The organism is Polymorphospora sp. NPDC050346, assembly GCF_040655695.1.
Taxonomy (GTDB): Bacteria; Actinomycetota; Actinomycetes; order Mycobacteriales; family Micromonosporaceae; genus Polymorphospora; species Polymorphospora lycopeni.
Genome location: NZ_JBFAKM010000034.1, coordinates 25466 through 46232 on the forward strand (window position 1 = coordinate 25466; position 20767 = coordinate 46232).

At 72.5% G+C, this 20767-nt stretch carries 16 protein-coding genes; 4 read left to right on the forward strand and 12 right to left on the reverse strand.

The genetic code is table 11. The annotated features are described in order from the left end of the window. Positions 1 to 116: 116 nt before the first annotated feature. The gene (locus tag AB0I42_RS28145) at positions 117 to 1502 is read right to left on the reverse strand and encodes a GH1 family beta-glucosidase (RefSeq protein WP_357541797.1); all 1386 of its coding nucleotides are present in this window, start codon (positions 1500 to 1502) and stop codon (positions 117 to 119) included. 670 nt (positions 1503 to 2172) lie between these two features. Here AB0I42_RS28145 and AB0I42_RS28150 point away from each other — a divergent pair. After that, the gene (locus AB0I42_RS28150) at positions 2173 to 5088 is read left to right on the forward strand and encodes a glycoside hydrolase family 48 protein (RefSeq protein WP_357541799.1); all 2916 of its coding nucleotides are present in this window, start codon (positions 2173 to 2175) and stop codon (positions 5086 to 5088) included. Positions 5089 to 5195: 107 nt separating this feature from the next. Here AB0I42_RS28150 and AB0I42_RS28155 read toward each other — a convergent pair whose 3' ends face one another. Then, on the reverse strand, positions 5196 to 6230 hold the full coding sequence (locus AB0I42_RS28155; protein WP_357541801.1) for a methyltransferase domain-containing protein: 1035 nt from the start codon (positions 6228 to 6230) through the stop codon (positions 5196 to 5198). Positions 6231 to 6341: 111 nt separating this feature from the next. Between AB0I42_RS28155 and uppS the strand changes: the two genes are divergently transcribed. Beyond that, on the forward strand, positions 6342 to 7115 hold the full coding sequence (uppS, locus tag AB0I42_RS28160) for a polyprenyl diphosphate synthase (RefSeq protein WP_357541803.1): 774 nt from the start codon (positions 6342 to 6344) through the stop codon (positions 7113 to 7115). Positions 7116 to 7611: 496 nt separating this feature from the next. On the opposite strand, the gene AB0I42_RS28165 is transcribed toward uppS, so the two are convergent. The 4 genes from AB0I42_RS28165 to AB0I42_RS28180 all read right to left on the reverse strand — a co-directional run bounded on the left by AB0I42_RS28165 (position 7612) and on the right by AB0I42_RS28180 (position 12422). After that, positions 7612 to 9264: a hypothetical protein gene (locus AB0I42_RS28165; protein ID WP_357541805.1), complete on the reverse strand. Its 1653-nt coding sequence runs from the start codon at positions 9262 to 9264 to the stop codon at positions 7612 to 7614. A 201-nt stretch (positions 9265 to 9465) separates the two neighbouring features. Continuing rightward, positions 9466 to 10137, reverse strand: coding sequence for a DUF3159 domain-containing protein (locus AB0I42_RS28170; RefSeq protein ID WP_357541807.1), 672 nt, complete (start codon positions 10135 to 10137; stop codon positions 9466 to 9468). A gap of 36 nt (positions 10138 to 10173) precedes the next feature. Further along, on the reverse strand, positions 10174 to 11046 hold the full coding sequence (locus tag AB0I42_RS28175; protein ID WP_357541809.1) for a sugar phosphate isomerase/epimerase family protein: 873 nt from the start codon (positions 11044 to 11046) through the stop codon (positions 10174 to 10176). Then, on the reverse strand, positions 11046 to 12422 hold the full coding sequence (locus tag AB0I42_RS28180; protein WP_357541811.1) for a GNAT family N-acetyltransferase: 1377 nt from the start codon (positions 12420 to 12422) through the stop codon (positions 11046 to 11048). The genes AB0I42_RS28175 and AB0I42_RS28180 overlap by 1 nt, the downstream gene beginning before the upstream one ends. A gap of 3 nt (positions 12423 to 12425) precedes the next feature. On the opposite strand from AB0I42_RS28180, the gene AB0I42_RS28185 reads away from it, so the two are divergent. Beyond that, a complete protein-coding gene (locus AB0I42_RS28185; RefSeq protein ID WP_357541813.1) occupies positions 12426 to 13334 on the forward strand; it encodes an aminoglycoside phosphotransferase family protein in 909 nt (302 codons plus the stop codon). Between the two features lie 11 nt (positions 13335 to 13345). Further along, positions 13346 to 13870, forward strand: coding sequence for an aminoglycoside nucleotidyltransferase (locus tag AB0I42_RS28190; RefSeq protein WP_357541815.1), 525 nt, complete (start codon positions 13346 to 13348; stop codon positions 13868 to 13870). Between the two features lie 83 nt (positions 13871 to 13953). On the opposite strand, the gene AB0I42_RS28195 is transcribed toward AB0I42_RS28190, so the two are convergent. The 6 genes from AB0I42_RS28195 to AB0I42_RS28220 form a co-directional block, all read right to left on the reverse strand. Then, on the reverse strand, positions 13954 to 14079 hold the full coding sequence (locus tag AB0I42_RS28195; RefSeq protein WP_357541817.1) for a hypothetical protein: 126 nt from the start codon (positions 14077 to 14079) through the stop codon (positions 13954 to 13956). A 75-nt stretch (positions 14080 to 14154) separates the two neighbouring features. Next, on the reverse strand, positions 14155 to 15039 hold the full coding sequence (locus AB0I42_RS28200; RefSeq protein WP_357541819.1) for a DUF2268 domain-containing putative Zn-dependent protease: 885 nt from the start codon (positions 15037 to 15039) through the stop codon (positions 14155 to 14157). A 27-nt stretch (positions 15040 to 15066) separates the two neighbouring features. Beyond that, positions 15067 to 15870 carry a CPBP family intramembrane glutamic endopeptidase gene (locus AB0I42_RS28205; protein WP_357541821.1) on the reverse strand — a complete coding sequence of 268 codons (804 nt, stop codon included), beginning with the start codon at positions 15868 to 15870 and terminating at the stop codon, positions 15067 to 15069. Between the two features lie 154 nt (positions 15871 to 16024). Then, positions 16025 to 18457, reverse strand: a complete 2433-nt coding sequence (locus AB0I42_RS28210; protein WP_357541823.1) for a transglutaminaseTgpA domain-containing protein — start codon at positions 18455 to 18457, stop codon at positions 16025 to 16027. Beyond that, positions 18451 to 19740: a DUF58 domain-containing protein gene (locus AB0I42_RS28215; protein ID WP_357541825.1), complete on the reverse strand. Its 1290-nt coding sequence runs from the start codon at positions 19738 to 19740 to the stop codon at positions 18451 to 18453. The genes AB0I42_RS28210 and AB0I42_RS28215 overlap by 7 nt, the downstream gene beginning before the upstream one ends. A 7-nt stretch (positions 19741 to 19747) precedes the next feature. Continuing rightward, positions 19748 to 20746, reverse strand: a complete 999-nt coding sequence (locus tag AB0I42_RS28220) for a MoxR family ATPase (RefSeq protein ID WP_357541827.1) — start codon at positions 20744 to 20746, stop codon at positions 19748 to 19750. Between the last annotated feature and the right edge of the window lie 21 nt (positions 20747 to 20767).

Here is a 20767-nt window from a genome sequence, read left to right on the forward strand (position 1 = left end):
CTACCGCGCTGAGTCGCAGCAGGCTGGATAAAAGCCAGCTAGCCCGGTTGACCAGGCCGGGCTAGCTGGCTGTCCAGGTGTCACGGAGCGGCCGTCCGGAGGCTCCGCGCGATTACCTACACCGCGTTGTCGGCGATGACCCGGCGGTACCAGTGGGCGCTGCGCTTGAGGATCCGGCGCTGGGTCGGGTAGTCGACGTGGATGAGTCCCCAGCGTTGGTCGTAGCCCTCGGCCCACTCGAAGTTGTCCATCAGGGACCAGACGTGGAAGCTCTTCAGCGGCACGCCGTCGGCGATCGCCCGGTGGGCGGCGGCGATGTGGTCGCGCAGGAAGGCGACGCGGCCGGCGTCGTCGACGGTGTCGTCGGCGCCGAGCGGGTCGGGGGTGGGCAGCCCGTTCTCGGTGATGGAGATCGGCATCGGGCCGTAGTCGCGGGTGACCCGGGTGAGGATGTCGTACAGGCCGTCGGGGTAGATCTGCTGCCAGTCCGCCTGCGAGGTTGGCCACCTGGTCACGGTGCCGCCGTCGGCGGTGACGTAGATCGGCGTGTAGTACTGCACGGCGAGCAGGTCGACCGGGGTGGAGATGATGTCGAGGTCGCCGTCGCGGATGCCCCTGACCAGCCGGCTGTCCGGGCCGAGGTCGTCGAGGACGTCGGCGGGGTAGCGGCCGGTGAAGACCGAGTCGAGGTAGAACCGGTTCTCGTAGCCGTCGTACAGGGTGGTGGCCGCGGCGGCGGCCGCGCTGGCGTCGGCGGGATAGCAGGGGTGCAGGTTGAACGCGGGGCCGATGCGGCCCGGGCCGCCGCGGGCGCGTAGTGCCTGTACGGCCAGGCCGTGCGCGAGCTGCAGGTGGTGGGCGACGAGGTGGGCGGCGTCGGGGTCCTGCCGGCCGGGTGCGTGGTGGCCTTCGAGGTAGCCGTTCTGCACCACGGTCTTCGGCTCGTTGATGGTCAGCCAGACCGGTACGTCGTCGCCGAGGGCGGCGAAGACGGCGTCGGCGTACTCGGCGAAGCGGAGGGCGGTGTCGCGGGACTCCCAGCCGCCGGCGTCCTGGAGCGCCTGCGGCAGGTCCCAGTGGAAGAGGGTCGCCATCGGGGCGATGCCGCGGTCGTGGAGCCCGGCGACCAGGCGGCGGTAGAAGTCCAGGCCGCGCTGGTTGGGGGCGCCGGCGCCGTCGGCCTGGACGCGGGGCCAGGCGATGGAGAAGCGGTAGCTGTGCAGGCCGAGGTCGCGCATCAGGTCGAGGTCGTCGGCGTACCGGTGGTAGTGGTCGGCGGCCACGTCGCCGGTGTCCCCGCCCTTGATTCGGCCGGGGGTGTGGCTGAAGGTGTCCCAGACCGACTCGCCGCGGCCGTCCTCCTTGGTGGCGCCTTCGATCTGGTAGGCCGACGTGGCGGCCCCCCAGACGAAGTCGTCGGGGAAGCGCAGGCCGAGCGGTGCTTCGGCGTCCGCGGGCGGCGTGGCGTGGTGCAGCGGCTGCCGCCGGCTGGGAACGGACATGTTTCGGGTCTCCTCTGGAGTCTTCGGGGATCCCCGATGCTCGTCGTAACAATCGGGGGTTAGCGTGGGGGCGGGGAGGGCAATCCCCGCCCCCACCATCGGTTACACACACGCACGAGCGGGTTGGCGTCCAAGTCGTGCGTGCCGCGCGGGAGCCGGGCCACGCGAGTGGCTGGTGATCCCACCTCCCTTCCGATGTTTCGTGGGGCGGCCGGCGGCGGAGTCCGGGCTGGCCCGCCGTCGGCCCTTGCGTGCGCAGGGGTCGGGTCATGTACGAGGGCACACGACACGACTTGCATGTTCATCGATGGAAGCGCTCCCATCGGCGATGGTTCAGGACTGTAGTCCGCGTTACGGCTTTGTGAAAGCCCCAAAATGGAATCGAAACAAAGTCCGGAAAGCCCCTTCCTGCGGTTGATTCGGGAGCGCTCCCATGGAACACTCTCGAACTGTCGCGGGTGGGTGAGCCACCACGCGCGACCGTGGGCCGCCGAGGGCATCGGGCTTCCGAACGGCCGCCCCACCGACCGGGACCGCCGGTCAACCCCCGGTCCGGGCCGGGTCGCTCGCAACGTTCCCCCGCGCCTTCCGTCCCGCGCGACGACCGTCGTGCCGGAGGCGCCCGGCCGGTGGCCGTCGCGCCCCGGCCCGGTTCCGCGAGGAGACATTCATGAAAGTCACCGCAAGACGCCGTCGGGTGGCGATGGTCGCCGCCGGCGTGCTCGTGGCGGCCGGGGTGACCCTGCCGGTGGGCGCCGCCCACGCCGCCACCTCCTGCGACGTGGTCTACGCGACCAACGACTGGAACAGCGGATTCACCGCCAACGTCACCATCAAGAACCTCGGCGACCCGATCAACAACGGCTGGACCCTCGGCTGGACGTTCCCCAACTCCGGCCAGCGGGTGACCCAGAGCTGGTCGTCCACCGTCACCCAGACCGGCAGCCAGGTGACCGCGGTCAATGCGGCCTGGAACGCCAGCATCCCCACCGGTGGCACGGTCGACTTCGGCTTCAACGGCACCCACACCGGCAACAACCCGAAGCCGACGTCGTTCACCCTCAACGGCACCGTCTGCAACGGGTCCGTACCCAACCAGGCGCCGACGGTCTCGCTCAGTGTGCCGGCCGGCCCGTTCGTCGCCCCCGCCGACGTGCCGCTGACCGCCACCGCCAGCGACCCCGACGGCACCATCAGCAAGGTCGAGTTCTACCGCAACGGCCTGCTGGTCAACACCGACACCACCGCCCCGTACGGCTACACGATGGAGGACCTGCCGGCCGGCAGCTACACCGTGCAGGCCAAGGCGTACGACAACGCGACCGCGACCGCGACCGCGGAGCGGGCGTTCACCGTCACCCCCAGCTCCGGTCCGGTGCTGATCGCGACCCCGTCGTCGGTGAGCGTCAACGAGGGCGGCACCTCCACGGTGAACCTGAAGCTGTCGGCGGCGCCGACGAGCAACCGGGTGGTGACGCTGACGCGTACCGGTGACCAGGACATCACCGTCTCGCCGACCTCGGTCACCCTCACCCCGAGCAACTGGAACAACGGGGTCAACGTGACCGTGGCCGCCGCCGAGGACGCCGACACGGTCAGCGGCACCGCGACCATCACCGCGTCGGCCACCGGCCTCGCGCCGCTGGCGATCGTCGCCACCGAGATCGACAACGACACCCCCGGCGGCAACAACGTCTACATCCAGCGGTTCCTGGAGCAGTACGGCAAGATCAAGAACTCGGGCTACTTCAGCCCCGAGGGCGTGCCGTACCACTCGATCGAGACGATCATCGTCGAGGCGCCGGACCACGGCCACGAGACCACGTCCGAGGCGTTCAGCTTCTGGATCTGGCTGGAGGCGCAGTACGGCCGGGTCACCCAGAACTGGGCGCCGTTCAACAACGCCTGGACGGTGACGGAGAAGTACATCATCCCGTCGAACGCCGACCAGCCGACCGCCGGCGTCGCCGGCACCCCGCAGTACGCCGCCGAGTACGACCTGCCCAGCCAGTACCCGTCCCAGCTGCAGCCGAACGTGTCCGTCGGCCAGGACCCGCTGCGGTCCGAACTGCAGACCACGTACGGCACCGGCAGCATCTACGGCATGCACTGGCTGCTCGACGTCGACAACGTGTACGGCTTCGGCCGCTGCGGCGACGGCACCACCCGCCCGGCGTACATCAACACCTTCCAGCGCGGGCCGCAGGAGTCGGTGTGGGAGACGGTGCCGCAGCCGTCCTGCGACACCTTCGCCCACGGTGGGCCGCGCGGCTACCTCGACCTGTTCACCCGGGAGAGCAACCCGCCGGCGCGGCAGTGGAAGTACACCAACGCCCCGGACGCCGACGCGCGCGCCATCCAGGCCGCGTACTGGGCCCAGACCTGGGCGAAGCAGCAGAACCGCCAGGGCGAGATCGCCGAGACCGTGGCCAAGGCCGCCAAGATGGGCGACTACCTGCGGTACGCGATGTTCGACAAGTACTTCAAGCGGATCGGCAACTGTGTCGGGGCGACCCAGTGCCCGGCCGGCACCGGCCGCGACTCGGCGCACTACCTGATGTCCTGGTACTACGCGTGGGGTGGCGCCACCGACCCGAACGCCGCCTGGTCGTGGCGGATCGGTTCCAGCCACAACCACATGGGCTACCAGAACCCGATGGCCGCGTACGCGCTGACCGCCATGCCGGAGCTGCGGCCGAGGTCGGGGACCGCCAACGCCGACTGGACGAAGAGCCTGGAGCGGCAGATGGAGCTGTACCAGTGGCTCCAGTCCGCCGAGGGCGGCATCGCCGGCGGTGCCACCAACAGCTGGCAGGGCAGCTACAGCCAGCCGCCGGCGGGCACCCCGACCTTCTACGGCATGTTCTACGACCCCAAGCCGGTCTACCACGACCCGCCGAGCAACAACTGGTTCGGCATGCAGGTCTGGTCGCTGCAGCGGGTCGCCGAGCTGTACTACCTGACCGGCAACGCGCGGGCCAAGACGGTGCTGGACAAGTGGGTGCCGTGGGCCCTGTCGGAGACCACGATCGGCACCGGCGGCGACTACGCCATTCCGGCGACGATGGAGTGGACCGGCGCCCCCGCGGTCTGGAACCCGGTCAACCCGCAGCCGAACAGCAACCTGCACGTCGAGGTCGTCTCGCACAGCAAGGACGTCGGCGTCACCGCCGCGTACGCCCGCACCCTGATGTGGTACGCGGCCAAGTCCGGCCACGTCGGCGCGAAGAACACGGCCAAGGGCCTGCTCGACGGCCTGAACGCCAACGCCGACGCGCAGGGTGTCTCGGTGCCCGAGCGGCAGGAGCACTTCAACCGCTTCGACGACGTCTACAACCCGTCGACCGGCCAGGGGCTCTACATCCCGCAGGGCTGGACGGGCACCATGCCCAACGGTGACGTCATCGCGCCGGGCAAGAGCTTCCTCGACATCCGCTCGTTCTACAAGGACGACCCGGACTGGCCGAAGGTTCAGGCCTACCTGGACGGCGGACCGGCCCCGGTCTTCAACTACCACCGGTTCTGGGCCCAGGCGGACATCGCCATGGCCTACGCCGACTTCGGGCATCTGTTCCCGAACGGCTGAACCACCGGCGGTGCGGGCCGGGTGGGATCATCCGGCCCGCACCGCACCGGCACACCGCCCGCCCCGGGTACGTACCCGGGGCGGGCGTCTTTCGCCGGGTACGACCGTCAGGTCGCCTCCGCAACGACCACGTAGAGCGTGACCGCGGCGAGGAAGGGTTCGTCGGCCAGGTGGGCGAGCCACCGCTGCGCGTCCCGCGTGGTCAGGTAGCCGGCCGCGACCGCGCGTTCGGTGTTGCGCTGGAGACCGAGGATCTGGTCGGCCGATTCGACGTCCCGGAAGACGGTGGTGACCGGAACCACCTGTGAGACCACGAACCCGGTCGCGGTGGCGAGCCGGGCGAGTTGTCTGCCGATCACGCCGTTGCGGACGATCCGGTCGGTGAGGTGGCGGGTGTAGGAGCGTGACACCTCCAGGTCGGGGTAGTCGATCGCCAGCGAGTCCCAGTCCGGCTCGCCCGTCACGAGCCTTCCACCCGGACGGAGCACCCGCAGCAACTCGGCCAGTGCCTTCACCGGATCGGTGACGTTCTGCAGTACACGGTCAGTCCGGGCGCCGTCGACGGTGTCGTCGTCGAGGTCGAGGGCGTGGACGTCGCCCTGCCGAACCTTGACCCGGGGCAGGTCGGCGGTGCGTTCCCGGGCCGTTTCGATCATTTCCGGATCGGCGTCGAGACCGATCACCGTCCCGGTGGGGGACACCGCCTCGGCGACCGCGCGCAGGTCGGTGCCGGGACCGCAGCCCACGTCCAGCACCGTCTGTCCGGGTCGGGCGGCGAGGGCGTCGGCCATGACCTTTTTGTACGCCCGGGCGGCGTCGGTGGCGGCGACCCGGTCGAGGTAGCCGACCGGACCCGGTACCGCGGTTTCGAAGATGCTGCCACTCATCCGGGCCATCGACCGTAGTTCCCGATCGAGCATCTCGCGGCCCGTGGCCGTCAGCCGGACCGGGCGCTGCCGGCCGGAGCCGGCGACGTGTTCGACGAGTTGTTTTGTCTCGAGCCGGGTGAGTGCGCCGTAGAGGCTTCCGGCGCCGAGCCGGTTTCCGGTGAGTTTCTCGATGACGGCGTTGATGGCGTAGCCGTGCAGTGGCCCGTCCGCGAGCGCGCGAAGCACGAGCACCTGAGCGTCCTGGGTTCGCATGGCTCTCCTCCGAGGTTGCCGACGAGCAGTATAGTACGCGGCGCGTAGTACGCGGCGCGTACTACGCGCCGTGCCGTTCGTCTGGGCTAGAACTCGAAGGGCTCCCCGCAGATGCGAATCTCCGATCCCCTCCACACCCTGTACGTCCGCCGGCTGCGTCGACAGGTCGCGGCCGGACGGCTACCGGAACACGTCGGTCTGGTCATGGACGGCAATCGTCGCTGGGCCCGCCGGAAGGGTATGAGCAACCCGAGCGTCGGCCACCAGTACGGCGCCGAGCACGTCGAGGACCTGCTTGCCTGGTGCGACACCCTCGCGATCAGGCACGTCACCGTTTTTGTCTGCTCGACGGAAAACCTCCGACGACGCGACGCCGCCGAGGTTGCCTTCCTGATGCACACCATCGAGCGGGTGGTGGCCACCCACCTCACCCGGCCGGCGGCGGAGTGGCGGGTACACGTCGCCGGCGCGCTCGACATCCTTCCCGCGAGAACCGCCCACGCGCTCACGCAGGCCGTGGCGGCGACCCGGGACCGCACAGGGGCGCACGTGACGTTGGCTGTCGGTTACGGCGGACGCCAGGAGGTGGTCGACGCCATCCGTGAGCTGCTGTACGAGAGAGCTGGCGCGGGACATTCCGTCGAGGACATAGCCGCCGGCTTGACGGCGGACGACATCACGCGGCACCTGTACACCGCCGGCCAGCCAGAGCCGGATCTGGTCATCCGCACCAGCGGCGAGCAGCGGATGTCCAACTTCCTGCTCTGGCAGAGCGCCTACTCCGAGCTCTACTTCTGCGAGCCGTACTGGCCGGCGTTCCGGGAGGTCGACTTTCTCCGCGCGTTACGCAGCTACGCCGGCCGGCTGCGTCGCTATGGCGCCTAGGACCCGCCGCGGGCGGTCGCGTCGTATAGGTCGGTGGCCTTGCCGCCCGCCAGTGTCCGTCGGGGCGCTGACTCACGCTCACCTGCCGATCCTGCCCGGGCACGCCGCGGCGTGCCGGCTTCCTGCGGACCCCGATGGTCGGCGCCGGTGCGGATACCCGAGCCGGCGTACGCCGCCCGATATTGGTGATCATCAGTCCTGCAACAGATCTGACGATTTCGCAAGTCGGGGAGTCCGATGTGGAACACTGTGGACATTGGCGCGTCGTGCGGGCAGCACGATCAGTGCCGGAGCGCTAGACTCCGGCTGACCGGCCGATCAACTCCCCCCGTGGTTGATTGGCCGGTCCTTTTTGTGCGCCCGCCGGTTGTGGGGCGGATGGGTGCCCGTCCGGTGCGTAGAGCGGGCACCCACCCGCCTCCGGTGACCATGCCGTCTGCCGTAACGGCATGGTCGGCGATCCGTCTCAATCCCCCCAGAGGAGACGGATCGAGGTCTAGTGGACGGCGCTGGCCGTCACGTGTTGCGGTAGCCGGAGCCACCAGGCGGCGGCGCCGCGGGCCGGCTGCGGTGCGGCGGGGTCGTCCCGCAGCCGGCTGAGCAGGGCCTGCCGGCGGGCGATGCCGAGTCCGTAGACCAGGCCGCGCAGCGCCGACTCGTGCAGCGGGTCGCGGTGCCGTCGCCACAGGCGGTTGTGGTGGTCGACCGCGGCGGCCCAGTAGCGGTCGTCGCTGTGCCCGCCGAGGTGCCCGATCGCGTGGGTGGCCAGGACGACCAGCGGCCCGGGAATCCCGCTGCCGACGGTGATCCGTTCGACCAGCGGACGCTGCTCGGCGCCACCGAGGGCACGCAGCGCCGCGATGATGCAGCCGTTGAGTTCCAGGCGTTCGGGTGCGCGGATGCCGGCGAGTTCGTCGGCCAGCGCCCGGGCCGGCGGCTCCCGGTAGGGGGTCGCGGCGATCAGCATCGCGGTGTAGAGGCGGATGTCGGACAGCGGGTGGAACAGCAGTTCCCGGACCAGGGTGGGGAACATGTCGTTGGCCGGGTCGTGCGGCAGGGTGGCGGTGGTCGTGTTGACGACGCGGGTCACCACGACGCGGGCGGTCTGCGGCGCGGCGAGCTGGCCGGTGGCGACCGCCTCGCCGACGGTGCGGTCGGCGGTCGCGGCGCGGCGCAGCGCGGCCTGCATCCCGGGCCGGTGCAGCTGCGGGGCGTGCCGCAGCAGCGCGGCGGCCAGCGGCTGGGCCTCGGCGCGGTGCGCGGGTTCGCGGACGAGTTCGACGATCAGCGCGGTCAGGTCGGTGAGCTGGTCGGCGGTGAAGTGCCCGAAGCGGATCTTGCGTACGCAGGCCAGCAGGGCGCCGAGGAACGCCCGGTCGTTGGTGGGCTGGTGGAGTTGGGCGAGCACGTGCCGGCTGGCGTCGGGGTGCGCGCTGCCGTCGAGGGCACCGATCGTCTCGATGAAGACCTGGTTCTCCCGGTCGGCGCCGAGTCCGGCGCAGGCCGCGACGGCCGCCCGCTGGCACGAGGGGTGGGCGATGAGGCGGTTGAACGCCTCGAAGCGCTGCTGCCACGACAGGCCGTGGGCGACGATCATCTCGGTGAGCAGCCGCTCGGTGAGCGCGGCGCGGGCGCTGCGCGGGCTGATGATCAGGTTGGGTGCGGCCGAGACCAGCGCGGACAGTTCGTCCCACTGCTGGCCGGTCATGATCGCCGTGGACAGGGCCCGGTCGAGCAGGTCGTCGATGCGGCCGGCGGCCTCGTCGGCGGCGGGCAGGTGCCGGGCCAGCGCCGGCGCCCCGTGCCCGGGCGGGGTGGCGTAGCGGTGCAGGGTGTCGATGACGGCGGTCAGGGTGCCGGCCGGCAGGTCGAGCAGTTCCTCGTAGCGCGCCACGGCCCGGTGGGTGGGGCGTACGGCGGCGGTTTCCCAGCGGGAGATGCGGCTCTCGGTGGTGTGGCTCGACCACGAGCCGCCGTGGAAGGCGGCGGCGAACGTCTTGGCGCGGGTCCACCGCTGGTGGGGGTCGAGCAGGCGGTTGCTGCGCAGCAGCCAGGCGACCCGGTCGGCGAGCGAGGGCTGGCCGCCGCGGCGGTGGCTCGGGGGCTCCGGCGGTGCAAGGTCGACGGAGGCCGTGTGGCTAGTCGCCATGTTGCAGATCCTAGCGGCGGAGACCTATTTCATGTTTCCCGTTGCAGCGCGACAGATCCTCTGCAATCGATCTTTCGCCGTATTGGGAAGCATTTACCATACGCGTCCGGCCGGCCGCCGAAGGTCCTTCGACAGGACCGGCTCCGCTGGCTGGGCATATCCCGTTATCCGGCTAAAAGCCGGTACGGAATTGTATTTCCGCTATTGCGATGAATTGGCGGTTGTCTTGCCTGGTTCGAGCGGATGCCGCAGGCCCGGGTGGTCGGCCGGCAGCGAGCGGCGGATCACCCACCAGCTGACCGCCAGGCAGGCGGCGACCAGCGGCCAGGTCAGCGCCGCCCGGGCGGCGGTCAGCGCGACGACCTGGTCGGCGAAGTAGAGCGGCAGGAAGACGAGCAGCCGGATCACGTACTGGCCGACCCACACCCAACTGCCCCGGCTGTACGCCCGCAGCAGGGCCGGATCGCGCCGCCACCGGGTCCGCTGACCGAGGACGGTGCCGACCACGACACCGAGCAGCGGCCAGCGCACCACGATGCTGACGATCCAGGCGAGGGCGCTGGCCGCGTTGGACACCAGTTGCAGCAGGAAGAAATCGGTGGCCCGGCCGGTGCGCAGGGCGATCAGCGCGGCGACGCAGACGGCGAGCAGGCCGACGAGCACCGAGCGGGGCCGGTCGCCCCGGCGCAGTCGCCAGCCGGCCACCACCAGTGCGACGACCAGCGCGGCGACGACACCGCCGATGATCGACTGGCCGGTCAGCAGCCAGCCGACACCGAACGCGACCGGCGGCAGGGTGGCGTCGATCGCGCCCCGGCGACCGCCGAGCAGGTCGGCGAGGGATTCGCGGTCGTCCGCTCCCGGCGCCGTCATCACACCTCCCACGGCATTGCGTTAGGCGAGCCTAACCTAGGGTACTGCCGCGGTCGAGGTGTCCTTGGTCATCAGTGCCCGCAGGAACGACAACCCGTCGACCGCCACCGCGTCCCGGCTCGCCGCCAGCGGCCGCCACACCGACATCGGCACCTCCAGGCCCGCCGCCGTGAACGACTCGATGCACAGCGGACCGGCGTACCCGACGTCCTGCAGCGCGCCGAGGATCGCCGGCCAGTCGAAATGGTCGGCGCCGGGCGTACCCCGGTCGTTGGCGCAGACCTGGACGTGGACCAGGCGGTCGCCGGCGGCCCGGAACGCGGCGGCGACGTCGCGTTCCTCGATGTTGACGTGGAAGGTGTCCAGGGCGATGCCCAACCCGTCGACGCCGTCGACGACCTCCAGGGTCTGCTCGACGGTGTTCAGCAGACTGCTGTCGAACCGGTTGAGCGGTTCGAGGCCGAGCGTCACCCCGTGCTCGGCGGCGTAGCCGGCCAGCGGTCGCAGCCGCGCGACCAGCCGGGCCAGCGCGTCGCGGCGGCCGTCGGCGGACAGCGGCCACCGTCGGCCCGCCGGGGAGTACAGCGGCCCGGCGACCACGGCGGCGCCGACCGTCGCCGCCGCCCGCACGCAGCCACGGACGAAGTCACCGGTACGCCCCAGCACCTCGGCGTCGTCGGTCAGCAGGTCGTGGTCGGGCAGCAGCCCGGCACAGATGGTCGCGCCCAGCCCGTGGGCGGCGAGCAGGTCGGCGGCGTACGCCGGATCCCAGTCGCTGGTCGACATTATCGGCAACTCGACGACGTCGAACCCCCAGTCGCTGATCCGTGGCACCAGCCGGGTGAGCGCGTCGTCGGTCAACGGCGACACCCACACCCAGGTGTTGACGCCGATCGGGTGCACAGTCATCAGAAGTCCGCGAAGAGGTAGGGGATCTGGCGGGGGAACAGCAGCCGTAGCTGCGCGGCCGCGTCGTCGGGCACGGTGCCCAGGCCGCGCAGCCGGGCCTCGACCGGGTCGAGGACGCCGTAGAACAGTCCGGACAGGCCGGCGACGGTCAGCGTCGCCGCCGGGACGGGCCCGTCGCCGCGGGTCACCTCGAGTTGCCCCGAGCCGCCGTCGAGCACGTACCGGCCGGCGACGAACGGGTCGTCGACGACCTCGACCGCGACCCGGCCCGGTCCGGCGGCCGCCCCGGCGAGCGCCTCCAGCGACAGCACGCGGGCCATCGGCCCGCCCCGGCGCGGGAAGCTGACGTCCGCCTCGGTGCGGGCCGCGAGGTCGGTCACCCACAGTTCGGGTACGTCGTCGGCGCCGACGAGCACGCTGGCCCGCGACACCTGGTCGGCGTGCCGGGCCAGGAACCGCAGCAGCAGGGCCCGGCCCAGCGGCCCGGTCACCAGCAGGTCGTCGCCGACCAGTTCACCGCCGTAGCCCTCGATCCGGTACGTCAGTGCCCCGACGACCTCGCCGTCGACGCGGGCGGTGGCCAGCCAGCGCGGTTCCAGGTCGCGCAGCACGTGCCCGCGCCGCTCCGGAAACACCGCGAACCCGTGCCGCTGGCCGAGCAGCCGCAGCGTCAGGTCGCGGAAGTCGTCGTAGCGGTCGGCGACCGGGCCCCAGTCGACGTCGCCGGGCAGGTCGGCGCGCTGCAGCCCGGCCAGGTCGGCCGGCGCGAACGTCGCCCGCCGGGCGCGCGGCATCCCGGCGTAGCCGAAACGTTCGTAGAAGGACGGCCGGAACGGATACAGGGCGCTGACCGTGTGCCCGTCGTCGCGCATGTCGCCGAGCAGCCGGGTCAGCAGGGTGCGGGCGTGACCCTGCCGGCGGGCCAGCGGATCGGTGACGACCGCCGCCACCCCGGCCATGCGGTGTACGACCCCACGCACGTTCTGCCGCATCGGGATGCCGGCGACCGCGGCGACCGTACGCCCGTCGACCTCGGCGATCAGGTTGACGCTGTCCTCGTTGTACGGCGCGTACCGGCGGGCCCGGTCGAGCCGGTCGGCGGCGGGCGGCGAGGACTCGAAGGCATACGCGGCCAAGGGAAAGGCGGTGGTCAGCCGTTCCTCGGCGTCTACCCGGCGGATGTGCATCAGGCCGGGCCGGTCATGATCGGCACAGTCACGCCGCGAGGCTACCCGGCCCGGATCGCCGTCGGCGGGGCGGGCCGCCGGGGTGGTGCGTACGGCCAGGCCGGGGCGTACGGTCGGGCCGGGGCGGGCGTACGCCCGCCGGCGGCGGAAAACGCGTTGGCCGGGACGCGGTCGCCGGGTGAGGATCACGGAATGGGTCAACCTGGTCCGGACGGCCGCGCCGGAATCGACGCCGCACTCGTCCGGCGCCTGATCGCCGCGCAGTTCCCACAGTGGAGCGACCTGCCGGTCGCACCGGTGGAGGTCGACGGCTGGGACAACCGGACCTACCGGCTCGGCGACGACATGACCGTACGGCTGCCGACCGCTGCCGGCTACGTGCCCGCGGTGGCCAAAGAGGACGAGTGGCTGCCCCGGCTGGCGCCCGCGCTGCCGGTCGCCGTGCCACCGGTGCTGGCGACGGGCGAGCCGGGCGAGGGCTACCCGTTTCCGTGGTCGGTGCGTGGCTGGCTGCCGGGGGAGACGGCCGACCGGGCCCGGGTCGACGACATGCCGCGGTTCGCGGCCTCGGTCGCCGGGTTCGTCCGGGCCCTGCACGACTGTGACACCACGGGCGGCCCGGTCGGCGGCGAGCACAGTTTCTGGCGGGGAGCCTCGCCGGCCCATTACGACGAGGACACCCGACGCTTCCTCACCGCGCTGGCCGGGCACGTCGACACCGCCCGGGCCGCCGCCGTCTGGGAGGCCGCCCTGGCGAGCCGGTTCGACGGCACGCCGGTGTGGTTCCACGGCGACATCGCCGTGGGCAACCTGCTGGTCGTGGACGGCGACCTGGCGGCGGTGATCGACTTCGGCACCTCGGGGATCGGCGATCCGGCCTGCGATCTGGTGATCGCCTGGACGTTGTTCTCCGGCGCCAGCCGCGACGCGTTCCGGGCGGCGGTCGACCTGGACGACGGCACCTGGGCGCGGGCCCGTGGCTGGGCACTGTGGAAGGCGTTGCTGGTCATGGCCATGTCGCTCGACACCGACCCGGAACGGGCCGCCGCCAACGAGCGGGTGATCGACGAGGTCCTCGCCGACCACGACCGCCTCGGCTAGCGCGGACCGGCATGACCGGCCGGCATCTCATGGACGCGGCGGACGTCGTCGTGTTGCTGGGCCGCCTCGCGGACCACGGGGTCGAGGTGTGCGTCGGTGGTGGTTGGGGCGTGGACGCGCTGCTGGGAGAGCAGACCCGGGAGCACTCCGACCTCGACGTCTGGTTGCCGGCCGCCCACCTCGAGCGACTCTTCGTCGCCTTCGCCGGGGCCGGTCTCGATCGGATCTTCCCGTGGCCGGGCGACCGGCCGTGGAACTTCGTCCTGCACGACGGTGGTCGGCTGCGGGTCGACCTGCACCTCTACGAACCGCTTGCGGACGGGGCGCTGCACTACGGCTCCGTGGCCGACGGTGTGCTGTTCCCTGCCGCGGCCCTCGCCGGCCGGGGGCTGATCGCGGGTGTACCGGTGCGGTGTGAGGCCGCCGAGTGGGCGGTGCGCTGGCACACGGGTTATCCGCCGCGGGAGGTGGATCGGCACGACGTGCCGTTGCTGTGCACGCGGTTCGGACTCGATCTGCCGGAGGCGTTCCGGTAGTTCCCGTGGTGCCGCGACCCGCCGGTGACGTCCGGTCGAGGTCGCCGGCCGGGCCGCCTGGTGTCGACCGGGCCGGTTCGTGGCTAGTTGGACCAGATGTATCCCGCCAGGTGCGATGCCTCCCGGGCCTGATCCGGGCCGAAGACGGCGAGCACCCCGGCGGCGGCCAGGAGGACGACGAAAGGTATGACCATGCTACGCAGACGCATGGCGGCCTCTGATCGAGCAGTGTGAATTCGTTGTCGGGAAGGGTAGCAATCCTTCGTCGGCACGGGTGCCCCGCCTCACCGGCGCGGGCCGAGCGCGACGTCGATGATCTCGGCGCTGGGCGTGTGCAGCGCTTCCGCCGCGCTCTTACCCGTCGCGGCGAGGTAGGCGTCGACGAGACGGTTCCCGACCGCGTACCCGGCTCCCGTCGGGACACCGACCGGCTCGGCACCGAACCGTCTCGCGGCCTCGTCGCCGTGCACCCACGCGGTGAAGTTCTGCATTCCGCCGACATCCAGCCCCGAGACCACCTTGTCGAACACGGCGTCATCGGCAAGGTGCGGGACACCGATCGGCGTGTACCCGGCCGTGCCGTGAAGCTGGCGTGCGAACGCGTCCGCGAGTCCTTCCGAAACGATGTGCTCACCGACCACGACCGATGTCGGGTCCCAGACGACGCCGCCCGGCGCGTACCGCAGGTTGTGGTTCAGTTCGTGAACCGCCGATGCCTCCAACCGGCTCAGGTTCTCGTCGGTCGGCCGGAGGGTCAGCGAGATGTAACCCGTCGCGGAGCCGCTTCCGACGAGCCCGCGGGCCGCTCCCATGAAGTACTCGTCGTCCGGGTTCCCGAGCATGAGCAGGAAGGTGATGTCCGGCAGGCAGATACCTGGGGTGGCGCCGGACTGGACATCGACGGCATCGGCCAGCGCCCGCTCGATCCGGCCCCACGCGTCGGCGGCCCGCAACCGGGCAAGGGCGTCCCGTGTCTCGTCCAGGCGTCGATCGAGCGGGAACCCGGAACCCATCGCGTGCATCGCCACCAGGTCGACCTCGCCCGGGAAGTACCGGAACATGCCCTTCACCGGCGCGAGCGCGGCACGCAGAATCTCCGGCCGGTGGGCCTCCTCGGCACGCAGCACGGCGTCGATTGCGGTGGCCGTGTCCAGAACCGTGATCGTCATGCCGCCACGCTAGAGCCTCACGTCGCGTCAGGGTCCAGTCGCTTCTAGCCCCGCCGCCGCGCCCAGGACCAGGGGGAGCGTGAACAGGAACCAGTCGTTGATGATGTGGGCTCCGGTGGAGACCCAGATGTTCTTCGTACGGATGTAGGCCAGGGTCAGGATGATCCGGGCGGTGCCGATGACCAGGATGCTCTGGGCGAGATTCCAGTCGTACGTCGGCAGGTGCAGCAGGCCGAAGAACACGGCGGTGATCACCCAGGACAGGACGACCGCCCGCCGGCGGGACATGCCGCCGCGCTGGACGAACAGATACAGCAGCGCCAGGAACGGCAGGATGGTCAGCAGTTCCTCGCCGAAGAGCTGGACGGCGGTGCGCGGGTAGAACATCGCCAGTTCGAAGGCCGACGCGTGCTCGAGTTCGTTGGACAGCGGGTTGGCCGACGTCTTGGAGAAGATCGCCACGAGCCCGCCGACGACGACGGTGACGACCACGTTCAGGGCGGCGAAGCCGAACATGGCGCCGATGTCGCGGCCGGTCACCCGGTGGAAGATCGCCTTCCAGTGCCCGCCCGCCGCCCAGACGTACGCGGCCAGGGGGATCGCGACGAACAGGATCGCCGGGACGAAGCCCAGGATCGGGCCGGGAAACAGCGGGCCGGTCAGGACGAGCGCGGCGAAGCCGACGACGACCGCGGCGACCACCGCGGCCCAGCGCCGGCCGGGGATCAGGGTGGGCAGGCCGTTGTAGAACGGGAAGTCGAGGCCGTCGGGGCGCTCGATGCGTCGTCCGAAGCGTTCAGGCGGAGGTGGCGTGGCGGCGGCGCGAGCCATGGCGGTCTCCTGTCGTCGACGGACCGGTGAGCCGTCGGCCATCCGCCCGCCTGTCGCGCGGCCGCACTGTCGATGACGTCACGCCCACCCTTCCAGCTCAACGGCTGGTCCGCAGGGTGGACGCGGTCCGTGACGCCCGTACGGCGGACGTGGCCTACCGGCGCCAGCGCAGCGGGCCGGGGTGCAGCGACCACCGCAGTCGCCGCCACCAGGACTGTCGCGCGCGGAGCGTGTCCGCGTACGCGGTCGCCCGGTCGGCGGCCTGGCGGGCGTCGTCGTCGCTGGCCGCCTCGGGTGCGAACGCGGCCCGGTTCACCAGGTTCGCGAGGTCGTCCAGCGGCGGCAGCGGGGGCCGTATCCTCCCCGCGGCGGCCGGTGCCGCAACCGGGTCCGCGGCCGTGTCCGGCGGGTCGGGTACGGGCGGGCCCGGTACGGGCGGCGGGGTGGCCGCCGCGGCGGCATGGGCCGCGACCTCGGTGGCGGCCAGGTGCGGCGGGGCGGGCCGGCCGGCGAGGCGCAACGCGTCGGTCACCTCCCGCCAGGCGCCGGCGATCCGTTGCGGGGGCGGGCCGTCGGCGAGCCGGCGTTGCCGCTGGGCCCGGCGCAGCAGGACGACCAGTGCCGCCAGCCCGGCCGCCAGCACGACGAGCAGGCCGGCGCCGCCGGACGCGAGCAGCGGGCCGGACAGGCCGCCCGGCCGGGGCCGGTCGGCCGCCGCCTCGGTGCTCGGTTCGGCGCCGGGTGTGTCGGTCGGTTCCGGTTCCTCGGTCGGCGGCGGGGTCGGCTCCTGCGGCGGGGGCCGGAAGTCCTGCTCGACCGGGCGGGGCTGGGTGTCGGGGCGGGGGAGCGGGTCGAAGGCGACCCAGCCCGGCCCGGTGAAGTAGACCTCGGGCCAGGCGTAGGCGTCGCCGCCGCGGACCGGACCGGTGCCGGTGGCGCTGCGGAACCCGACGACGACCCGGGTGGGCAGGCCGGTCAGCCGGCCCAGTACGGCGAACGACGCCGCGAACTGCTCGGAGGTGCCGCGCTGCCCGCCGGCGTTGCGTGGACCGAAGAGGAAGAACTCCAGGTTGGGGTAGGCGTGGCCGCTGGGGGCGTCGGCGTCGAGCCGGTAGTGGGTGGAGAGGAACTCCTCGATGGCCAGCGCCCGGTCGTAGGGGGCGCCGTTGTCGGTCGCGAGCTGGTCGGCGAGGCGCCGCATCCGGTCGGGTGTGCCGTCGCCGACCCGTAGCACGCGGGCCACGGCCGGCCCGGCCGGTACGTCGGCGGTCGACAGCAGGTTGGCGTCGGGGCGTTCCCGGGCCGAGGTGACGGTGTACCGCAGGCCGGGGGTGAGGCCGTCCGGGTGGATCAGGGTGCCGGTGTCCTGGTCGTAGGCGATGCGGGCGCCGTCGACCTGCCGCGGGGTCGGTACGGCGGGCAGCAGCCGGCCGGTCAGGTCGGCGACGGTGATCTCCTGGCGGACGGTGTCGACGGTCGTGTCCGGGTTGGGGGTCGGTGGTGGCAGGATGCGGCCGGCGTTGCGGTAGGTGGCGCCGACGCGCCAGGTGACACCGTCGTAGTCGGACAGTACGGCGAGCCGGATCCGGGTCGGCGCCCCAGCCCCGGCGTCGTCGGTGCCCTCGTCGGGGGCCGGCTGGTCGGGGTCGGCCGCGGCGCCGTCCGTGGCCGGTCCGGCGCCGCCGTCGTCGAGGGTGGTCACGTCGAACAGCAGTTGTTCTGGTTCGAGTGCCCAGCCGGAGATCCGGATCAGGGGATTCTCGTCGAGGCTGTCGACCTGTGGCGGTTGTACGTAGCGGCGTGGGTCGACCGGGGTGCCGCCGACCCGGGTGGCGACGACCGGTGCGACCGCGGCGGCGAGCGCGACGACGACGGCGGCACCGGCCGCGCTGCCGGCGACGGCCCGGGCCCTGGTCGCGGCCCGGGTGCGCGTCGGGGTGTCGTCGGTGGCCGCGACGGGCTGTGCCGGGCCGTCCGGAGCCGAGGCGGCGGGTGGCCCGGTCCGGCCGGGGGCGGAGACGGTCGGGCGCCCGGTGACCGTCAGCCCGACGACGGCGGCGGCGGCGAAGGCCAGGGTGAGCCAGCGGGCCTGGTCGGCGTTCGGGCCGACGACGTAGACGGCGCCGGCGTAGAGCAGCGTCGGCGCCAGGTAGCCGAGCAGGGGCCGGGCCGCCCGTAGCGCTACCTCGGTGCCGGCCAGCCCGGTCAGCCACGCCGCGACCAGCGGCACGATGACCGTGTCGGGGATCGCCTCGACCGGGATCATCGAGGTGAGCAGGCGCGGTATCCCGTTGCGGACCGCGTCGGCGACGAGGACGCCGAGCGGGTCGGGCAGGTCGGCGCGGCCGGCGGCCAGGCGAAGGGCGAGCAGGGTGTAGCCGGTCATCGCCGCCACCGACAGCGGGGCGACGAGCCAGGACGGCAGCCGCCGGGCGGCGACACCGACCGCGACCGAGCCGGCGGCGGCGCCCCAGATCAGCTGGGCCAACAGGGGGCCGGCGTAGATACGGCCGAGGGCCTCGCCGGCGAAGCCGATCATCGCGATCAGGGTGACGGCGACCGGCAGGTCACGGGACCACCTCACCATCGGTCCACCCCGTTCCAGGCGGCGGCGAACCGGGCGCCGTCCGCGGCGTCGATGACGACCACACCGGCGGGGCCGCCGCCGGTGCCGCCGCCGGTCGGGCGGCCACCCGGTCCGGCCGGGCCGGCCGGCTCGACGTCGCCGGCGGGGGCCGGCTGCCCGACCGGGTCGAAGACGGCGACGACCACCGAGGGGTACGCCCCGTGCAGCGCGCCGAGCCGGCCCAGGTCGGCACGGCCGCCCGGCCCGGTCAGGAAGACCAGGGTGTCGCCGAGCCGCTGCTGCCGCAGCCGGTCGGTCGCGGTACGCAGCAGGTCGTCGCCGCTCCGGCCGCCGCGTGAGCCGCCGCCGGGTGAGCGGCCGCCGCGCGTGCCGCCGCCGCGTGCGGCGCCGTTGCCCGCGTTGCCGTGGCGCAGGTCGGCTTCGGTGAGCCGGTCGAGATAACCGCCCTGCCCGCTGTCCGGGACGACCAGCAGCAGGCTGACGGTGAGGCCCTCCCGGGTCGCGGCGGCGACGACGGACGCGGCCGCCTCGCACGCCGACTCGAACGTGGCGGCGAACCCGTCGGCGACCGGATGGGCGACCGCCCGGTTGTCGAGCAGGACGACGATCGTCGGCAGGCTGGTGTCGACGTGTTCGCGGACCATCAGCTCACCGACGCGGGCGCTGGTGCGCCAGTGCACACGGCGCAGCTCGTCGCCGACGACGTACTCGCGCAGCGAGTCGAAGGTGATCGAGCCGTGCGGTACCCGGTCGATCTGGCCGTCGAGACTGCGGGCGACACCGGCCGGGACCGCCGACAGCGGGTGGACGCGCGGGTGCACCCAGACGTCGGTGACCGGGCCGTGCCGGCGGGAGAACCGGACCAGGCCGAGCACGTCCCGGCCGGTGACCCGCAGCGGACCGACCGGGACCACGCCGCGGCGGTGCGTCGGCACCGGATAGCTGACCGTGGTGTCGTGGCCGGGACGTAGCCGCAGCAGCGGCACGGCGACCGGCTGGTTTCCGCACCGGTCCTCGGCGACCAGGCTGGCCCGCCGCAGCCGGCCGGCGTTGCGGACGGTGAGCGTCATCGTCGCCGGCTCGCCGCGGGCGACGCGGTCCGGTTCGGCGACCCGGGTGACCCCGAGCCGGGGGCGTCCGGCGGCGTAGCCGAGCGCGCACACCACGGCGACGGCGGCGCAGGTGCCGAGCAGGGCCAGTTCGGGGTATCCGAACCGGAAGCCGGCGGCCAGCAGGACGGCGGCGGCGCACAGCAGCGCCACCCCCCGCGACGTCAACCTCATCGGCGGGTCAGGCGCCGCTGGCGGCGAGTTGCCCGGCCGGCAGGGGTACCGGTACCGACCGGACCACGTCGTCGAGGATCTCGGTGGCGGTGCCGCCGTGGAGTTGGGCGTCGGCCGACAGCAGGATGCGATGGGCGAAGACCGGGCCGAGCAGCGCCTTGAGGTCTTCGGGCAGCACGTAGCCGCGCCCGTCGACGAGCGCGTACGCGCACGCGGCGCGGGTCAGCGCGATGACGCCTCGGGGGCTGACCCCGACCCGTACGCGCGGGTGGTCACGGGTCGCGGCGGCCAGCCGTACGGCGTAGGCGTAGAGCGGGTCGGCGATGTGGACCCGCTGCGCCATCCGGATCATCTCGCCGACGGCGGTCGTGTCGGTGACCGGTTCCAGCGCCTCGGGGGAGCGGGTCGTGGCACCGCGCAGGACCTCGATCTCGACGGCCTCATCGGGGTAGCCGACGGACAGCTTGACCAGGAACCGGTCGAGCTGGGCCTCCGGCAGCCGGTAGGTGCCGTCCATCTCGACCGGGTTCTGGGTCGCGACGACCAGGAACGGGCGCGGTACCGGGTGTCGTACGCCGTCGACGGTGACGGTCCGTTCCTCCATCACCTCCAGCAGCGCCGACTGGGTCTTCGGCGACGCCCGGTTGATCTCGTCGGCGATGACGATGTTGGCGAAGACCGGGCCGGGGTGGAACTCGAAGCCCCGGGTGCCCTGGTTGAAGATCGTGACGCCGGTGACGTCGGACGGCAGCAGGTCGGGGGTGAACTGGATCCGCCGCCACTGCCCGTGCACGCTGGCGGCGACCGCGCGGGCCAGGGTGGTCTTGCCGACCCCGGGTACGTCCTCCAGCAGCACGTGCCCCTGGGCGAACAGCGCGGTCAGCGCCAGCCGTACGACGTCGGGCTTGCCGAGCACCACCGAGCCGACGTTGCCGGCGAGCCGGGTGGCGAGGGCGGCGAAGCCCTGCACCTCGTGCGGTGCGAGCGGCTGCGGGGTGGGCGGCACGGTGGTGCTCCTAATGGTTGC